Genomic DNA, 7,215 nt, shown 5'->3' with positions numbered 1-7,215 from the left:
CTCCAGGTGCGGATCCTGGTGGGCGCCGCCCCGCTCTACAACGCCAACGTCCTGCCCTCGCGCTACCGCGACGAACTGGTCTCCCGGCTCGGTCCGGCGGCCGACTCGGTGACGCTCACCGTCGCCTCGATGACCACCTCCCGCACCGCCTTCTCCTGGAACCACTCCAAGCTGCTGGTGGTCGACGGGCGCAGCGTGATCGCCGGCGGCATCAACGGCTGGAAGGACGACTACCTCGACACCGCCCACCCGGTCTCCGACGTCGACCTCGCGTTGAACGGCCCGGCCGCCGGCTCCGCCGCCCGTTACCTGGACACCCTCTGGGAGTGGACCTGCGGGCGCACCGGCCTGCTCGACAACGCCTGGTTCGCCTCCACCGGCGGCGCGGCCTGCCGACCCTCGCTGGAGCGCGACCTCAACCCGGTCCCGTCCGCCACCGGCACCCTCCCGGTGCTCGCGGTCGGCGGCCTGGGCGTGGGAATCAAGGACCGCGACCCCTCCTCCCGTTACCGCCCCGCCCCGGCCGAGGCCACCTGCGGCCCGGTGTCCCTGCACGACAACACCAACGGCGACCGCGACTACGAGACGGTCAACCCCGAGGAGAACGCGCTGCGCGCGCTGGTGGCGAGCGCCACCGACCACATCGAGATCTCCCAGCAGGATCTCAACGGAACCTGCCCGCCGATGCCCCGCTACGACGCCCGCCTCTACGACGCGCTGGCCGGCAAGCTCGCCGCCGGGGTGAAGGTGCGCATCGTGGTCAGCGACCCGGCCAACCGCGGCACCGTCGGCAGCGGCGGCTACTCACAGATCAAGTCGCTGAGCGAGATCAGCGACGTGCTCAAGGCCCGGCTGACCGCCCTCACCGGCGACCGGGCCAAGGCCGGCGCGGCGCTGTGCGGCAACCTCCAGCTCGCCACCTTCCGCGCCGCCCCCACCGCCACCTGGGCCGACGGTCACCCGTACGCGCTGCACCACAAGCTGGTGTCGGTGGACGGGTCCGCCTTCTACATCGGCTCCAAGAACCTCTACCCGGCCTGGCTGCAGGACTTCGGCTACGTCGTCGAGGACGGGACGGCCGCCGCCCAGCTGGACCGCGACCTGCTGGCGCCCGAGTGGCGCTACTCGCAGGCCACCGCCACCGTCGACTGGGCCACCGGCCGCTGCCAGGCCTGACCGGCCCGACGTGCGGGTCCTGTGTCGGCCGGACGGCGCACCGTCAGGCAAGCGGCCCAGCTCCGCGAGCGCTCCCCGCGCCGGGCTGGTGAGCTGTGCGGGGAGTCTGAGAGCCGACCGGCCTCCCGCAGCATCTGGAGGAGGAATCCGTGCCGGAGCCGACGACGTCGTACGCCGACCTGCGTGCCCTGGTGATCAACTGCACGCTCAAGCGCTCCCCGGAGCGCAGCCACACCCAGGGTCTGATCGACGTCAGCACCGGCATCCTGGAACGCCAGGGCGTCGCGGTCGACGTCCTGCGGGCGGTGGACCTCGACATCGCGACGGGCGTCTGGCCGGACATGACGGAGCACGGCTGGGAGACCGACGAGTGGCCGGTGATCTACTCGCAGGTGATGGCCGCCGACATCCTCACGCTGGCCGGGCCCGTATGGCTGGGGGACAACTCGTCGGTGATGAAGAAGGTCATCGAGCGGCTGTACGCGTGCTCCTCGATCCTCAACGAGCGCGGCCAGTACGCCTACTACGGCCGGGTCGGCGGCTGCCTGATCACCGGCAACGAGGACGGCGCCAAGCACTGCGCGATGAATGTCCTCTACAGCCTCCAGCACCTCGGCTACACCATCCCGCCCCAGGCCGACGCCGGCTGGGTCGGCGAGGCCGGTCCCGGCCCGTCCTACCTCGACCCCGGCTCCGGCGGCCCGGAGAACGACTTCACCAACCGCAACACCACCTTCATGACCTGGAACCAGCTCCACCTGGCCCGCATGCTGAAGGACGCCGGCGGCATCCCGGCCCACGGCAACCAGCGCTCGGAGTGGGACGCCGGCTGCCGCTTCGACTTCGAGAACCCCGAGCACCGCTGAGCCGCCGGTCATCTGTGTGATGGGGCTGGAGCGCCGGCCAGTTGTGCTTGCTCGCTCTGCGATGGAAACGCCTCAGCGGACGAGGTCCTGCGGGCCCACCGTGTCAACGCGGCCCGCTCCTCGTCGGACAGCAGCAACGGCGTCAAGGCCGGACCACGACGACGCACCGGGAGTAGAAGAGCTCACACACAACCAACGACGGATCTCCGGCGCAGGACACCAGGAGGAGCCCCCACGACCGATCGCGGAGCCGTGCGGCTGTCCAGGCCGCGGGACCGAGGAATATGCCGAGATCCCTGGTGCGGGCCATTGCCACCGTGCTGTCGCCACCGTTGAGTGGGGGCATGACCACCCCTGGGTACGCGGCCGCCGAGCGGGTCGTCCTGCGGATCGCCGCCCTCCCCGTCGGCGCTCTCGACCCACTGGGTCCGCGGGCCGCCCGGTGCGACCCGGACGGGACCGACGAGGAGCTGGCCGCGTACGTGACGGCCCTGGCTTCCCATCCGGTGCTGCGCGAGGCGGTGGAGCTGGCGAGCGACTCGCTCGCGTCGGCGCTGCGGCAGATCGAGCAGGGCCGGGTGCCGCGGCGCGGGCGGCTGGTCGCGGTGGCCGTGGCCCTGACGAAATACGCCCTGCGGATCACCCGGCGCCCGACCCCCTTCGGAACCTTCGCCGGGGTCGCCTTCGCGGAGCTGACGCCCGCACCCTACGCGCGGGTCGGCGAAGCGCACCGCAAGTCGGTGCGCCCGGACGCCGAGTGGTTCGTGGGGGTCGTCGACGCGTGCGTGGCGGCGGGTGGGCCGGTCGGCGACGCGCAGGTCGTCGTCAACGACCTGTGCCGGATCCGCGGCGACCGGCTGCACCTGCCGTGGGCGGCACCGGCGGACGGCGCCACGGCGGGGCGGGAGCGATCGGTCCGGCTTGGCCCTGCGGTCCGGTTCGTGTTCGAGCGCGCGGCGCTGCCCGTGCGGTTCTCCACCCTGGCTGGGGAACTGGTGGAGCGCGGGCTGGCACCTGCACCGCAGTGGGCCGACCTGCTGCTGCGCCGACTGGTCGCGGCACGGTTCCTGCTCACCTCCCTGACGGCCGAGGTGATCGGCGCTACCGCGCTGGACGAACTGCGGCTGCGCGCCGTCCCGGGGACGCGGGCCGTGCCGGCCGGGGCGCGGGAAGCGCTGGAGGCCTACGCCCGCACGCCGCCGGGTGACGGGCGCGAGGAGCTGCGCCGGGCGAAAGCGGTGCTGCGCGGGGTCCGCGAGTCGGGGCCTCCGCCGCTCCAGGTCGACGTGCGGGCGGACGCCGCGGTGGGCCTGCCGCCCGCTGTCGGCCGCGAACTGGAGCACCTGGCGGCCTCGCTGTGGCGGATGTCGCCGCACCACGGAATCCTGCCGCACCTGGACGCCTATGCCGCGGCTTTCACCGAGCGGTACGGCGACGGGTTGTCGGTGCCGTTGCCCGAACTGACCGACCCCCACCGGGGCCTGGGGCTGCCGGATACCGCCCGGCCGGCGGCGCACCGTCGGCCGCGGCCGGGCGGGGAGCGGGACGCGGCACTGGCCCGGCTGGTGCACGACGCGGTGCGCGACGGCGGCCGGGAGGTCCTGCTGGGGGAGGAGACGCTGCGGCGGCTGGAGGTCGCGCACGACGGCGAACCGGGCCCCGCGTCGCTCGAACTGTTCGTCCAGGTCCTCGCGCGGAGCGTGCCGGAACTGGCGGCGGGTGACTTCACGTTGCTGCTGTCGCCGTCCGGCGGCTCGGAGAGCGCGGGCGCCTCGGCGGGACGCTTCGCCGGCCTCCTCGGGACCCGCGAGGTCGCGGCCCTGGTGGCGGAACCCGCACCGCCCGGGGCACTCCGCGCCCAGGTGATGTTCGAACCGGCCGGCGCACGGCACCGCAACATCAGCCAGGTGCCCCGGCTGCTGGACCAGGTCCTGCCGGTCGGGGTCTTCGCCGACCGGTCGGCCCCCGGCACGCTGGACTGGCGGCGGCTGGCCGTCGTCGCCGACCGGGGCCGGCTGCGGCTGGTGGAACCGGAGCGCGGCCGGGAGATCGTCGTGCGCAAACCGCACCTGCTGAGCGCGACCGCGGCGCCGCCGCTCGTGCGGTTCCTGCTGGAGCTGTCCACGGTGCGTCAGGCGACCTGGTCGCCGTGGCGCTGGGGGGCGATGGACGCCCACCCGTTCCTGCCGCGGGTGCGGCACGGGCGCGTGGTGGTCACCCCGGCCCGGTGGCGGCCGGCACCGGGCATGCTCGGCCCGGACGTCCCGGCGGCACGGTGGCGGGCGGCCTTCGAGGAGTGGCGGTCGTCGCTGGGCGTGGCCCGGCACGTGCTCGCGGCGGCCGGGGACCGGGTCTGCGCGCTCGACCTGGACGAACCGCTGCACCGCGAGGTGCTCCGGCAGGAGCTGCGCGACGGCAGCGTCGAGGTGCAGGAGGACCTGGCGTCCGCCCCCGATGCCTTCGGCTGGCTCGGTGGGCACGCCCACGAGATCGCGGTGTCACTGACCCGGCTGCCCGATCCCGCGGCGCAGCCGGCCCGGCCCGCCCCGGTGCCGCCGGTCTCGCCCGTGCCCCTCCACAGCCCCGGCGGGGAGTGGCTGTACGTCAAGCTGTACGCGGCCGCGCAGGAGCACGATCGGCTCCTGGCCGGACCGTTGGGGCGCCTCCTGGAGGCGGTGCGGGAGTCGGGGCACACCGACCGCTGGTTCTTCACCCGGTACCAGGATCCGGCCCCGCACCTGCGGCTGCGGCTGCACGGCGATCCGGCGGTGCTGCTGCGCGAGGTGCTGCCGACGCTGCACGCGGGCCTGACGCGGCTGCGGGAGGCAGGGCTGGTCGGCGACTGGGTGCTCGACGGCTACCGCCCGGAGCAGCAGCGCTATGGCGGCCCGGCGGCCCTGGCACTGGCGGAGGAGGTCTTCGCCCTCGACAGCCGGGCGGCGCTCGGCCTGATTCCGGTGTGCGCCGCGGGCGGCGACGGCCTGCCGTCGGAGATCGTGGCGGCGGCGCAGCACGGCGTCCTGCTCGACGCGCTGGGTGATTGGCCGTGGTGGGAGTGGGTGGACCGCCAGTACCCCAACACCGAGGAAGGCCGGCGGTTCTACCGGCGCCACCGGGCGGCGGCGCTCACCCGGATCGTTCCGGGCCGCTGCCTGCAGGCGTTCGGCGGGCTGCCGGGAGCCGGGGCGGTGGCGAGGCTGTGGGCGCGGAGCGGTGCGCCGCGCCGTTTCGGCGAGGCCGTGATCGGCGCGCCGCTCGACGAGCGGACCTCGGTGGCCGTCGACGGGCTGCTGCACATGCAGCACAACCGGCTGATCGGCCCGGATCGTGGGCACGAGACCCGCACGCTCGCGGTGCTGCGGGGCGTGGCACGCGACCACCTCGGCAGCCTGCGCCACCGGAACGCCGGCCCCGGTTGACCGGCGGGGTGGGGGTCAGTGGAGCTGGTGCCGCACCAGCCGGGCGAACGGGCCGTCGGCGTCGGCCATCAGCGCGGCAGGCGTGCCCTGTTGGACCACTCGGCCGGCGTCGAGCACGATGACGTGGTCGGCGTTCACGATGGTGGAGAGCCGATGGGCGATGACGATCCTGGTCGCCCGCTGCCGCAGCGTACTGTCGGCGACGACCGCCTGGGTCACGTTGTCGAGCGCGCTGGTGGCCTCGTCGAAGAACAGGATGCGGGGCTGCCTGATCAGCGCCTGGGCGATGGCGAGGCGTTGCCGCTGTCCGCCCGACAGGGCGCCGCCGTCGCTCAGCAGCGTCTGCATGCCCATCGGCATGGCGGCGATGTCCTCGTCGAGTCCGGCGAGCCGGGCGGCCTGCCACGCCTCCTCCAGGGTGTGACCGCGTTCGGCCGTGATGGCCTGCAGGATGGTGCCGTCGAGCGGCCGTGCGTGCTGGGTGACCACGCCGCACTGCCGCCGGACGGCGGTGCCGTCCAGGGTCGCCAGGTCGCGGCCGTCGTAGCGGATCACGCCCGAGGACGGCTGCTCGAAGCCGAGCAGCAGGCGCAGCAGGGTCGACTTGCCGCAGCCGCTGGGGCCCACCACGGCGAGCATCTCCCCGGGACCCACCCGCAGGCAGACGTCCCGCAGCACCGGTACGCCGGGTTCGTAGCCGAAGGACAGGTGCTCCACGGTGATGTCACCGGCGAGCTGTCCAGGCGCTTCCGCGTCCGCGCCGGCCTCCAGCGGGTGCGCGAGCAGCGGGCGCAGCCGGGTGAACAGCGGGACGGCGGCCAGGGCCGAGTTCAGCGCGACGGCGACCTGCACGGCGCTGCTGACGGCCACCGAGAGCGAGGCGTAGAACGACAGGAACCGTGCCTCGGAGACCCCGGCGCCGATGGGACCGGACGCCAGGAAGACGACGGTCGCACACAGCGGCGGGTAGCAAGCGGCCAGCACGGCCACTGTGTTCTGCAGGCGCACCGCCCGGCGGGTCGCCCACTGCTGGTCGCGGTAGCGTTCCGCCCAGTCGGCGACGACGCGGTCCTCCGCGCCGGCCACCCGGATCTTGGTGTGCGCGCGCAGCAGGTGGAAGACCCGGTCGGTCACGGCACTGCTGCGGGCCAGCAGTGCCTCCTGGGCCCGGGCCTGCAGGAGACCGAGCCGGCCGAGCACGGCGACGGCGGCGAGGATCGGCCCGGTCGCGACCAGGGCGAGTGGCAGGCTGATCCAGTACATCAGCGCCAGGCCGACCACGACGGCCACGGCCGAGTGCAGCATCAGGGAGGTCAGGCCCGCCAGCGCGGTGCGCCCGGCCAGGACGCCGAGGACGGTCTGGGCGAGCTCGCCGGTGGAGCGGCGGCTGAAGAAGCGCACCGGCAGCCGCAGCAGCCGGTCCCACAGCGCCGCTTGGGCGGTGGCCTCCAGCCGTCCCTCCAACCGCAGCAGGGCGGCGTTCTCGACCACCCCGAAGACCGCCGACGCCAGGCCGGCCGCGACCAGCGCCAGGCACAGCTGCGTGATGCTGCCGGTGCGCCCGGCGGGCACGTAGGAGCCCAGGACGGTGCCGGTGGCCAGCGGTACGAGGGAGGCCAGGAGCACGGCGGCGAGCGCGGCTGCGACCATGCGGGCGATGTCGGCCCGCGAACCGCGCATCGCGTGCCGCAGCAGGTCGCGCAGCCGCAACGGCCCGGCGGGCAGCGGGCGGTGGAAGGTGACGGCGGTCCGCT

The 7,215-nt window shown here is 74.4% G+C and carries 4 protein-coding genes; 3 read left to right on the top strand and 1 reads right to left on the bottom strand.

Going from position 1 to position 7,215, the window contains the following annotated elements; all coding sequences use genetic code 11:
- The 3 genes from J0670_RS40015 to J0670_RS24915 all read left to right on the top strand — a co-directional run.
- Positions 1-1,176, top strand: a 1,176-nt coding sequence (locus J0670_RS40015) for a phospholipase D-like domain-containing protein (RefSeq protein WP_207813899.1), incomplete at its 5' end; no start/stop codon positions are given.
- Positions 1,177-1,325: 149 nt separating this feature from the next.
- A complete protein-coding gene (locus tag J0670_RS24920; protein WP_207813898.1) occupies positions 1,326-2,042 on the top strand; it encodes a flavodoxin family protein in 717 nt (238 codons plus the stop codon).
- A 344-nt stretch (positions 2,043-2,386) separates the two neighbouring features.
- Positions 2,387-5,461 carry a lantibiotic dehydratase gene (locus J0670_RS24915; protein WP_207813897.1) on the top strand — a complete coding sequence of 1,025 codons (3,075 nt, stop codon included), beginning with the start codon at positions 2,387-2,389 and terminating at the stop codon, positions 5,459-5,461.
- Between the two features lie 15 nt (positions 5,462-5,476).
- On the opposite strand, the gene J0670_RS24910 is transcribed toward J0670_RS24915, so the two are convergent.
- The coding region (locus J0670_RS24910) for an ATP-binding cassette domain-containing protein (RefSeq protein ID WP_207813896.1) at positions 5,477-7,215 on the bottom strand (1,739 nt) is incomplete at its 5' end.

It is taken from the genome of Streptomyces sp. FH025, from assembly GCF_017427025.1.
Lineage (GTDB): Bacteria > Actinomycetota > Actinomycetes > Streptomycetales > Streptomycetaceae > Kitasatospora.
Note: the sequence above shows the minus strand (reverse complement) of the source record. Positions and strands in the feature narration are given on the sequence as shown.

What these genes read in the sequence shown, in the direction of transcription:
- J0670_RS24915 (WP_207813897.1), top strand. Translation starts at nt 2,387, where the DNA reads ATGACCACCCCTGGGTACGCGGCCGCCGAGCGGGTCGTCCTGCGGATC.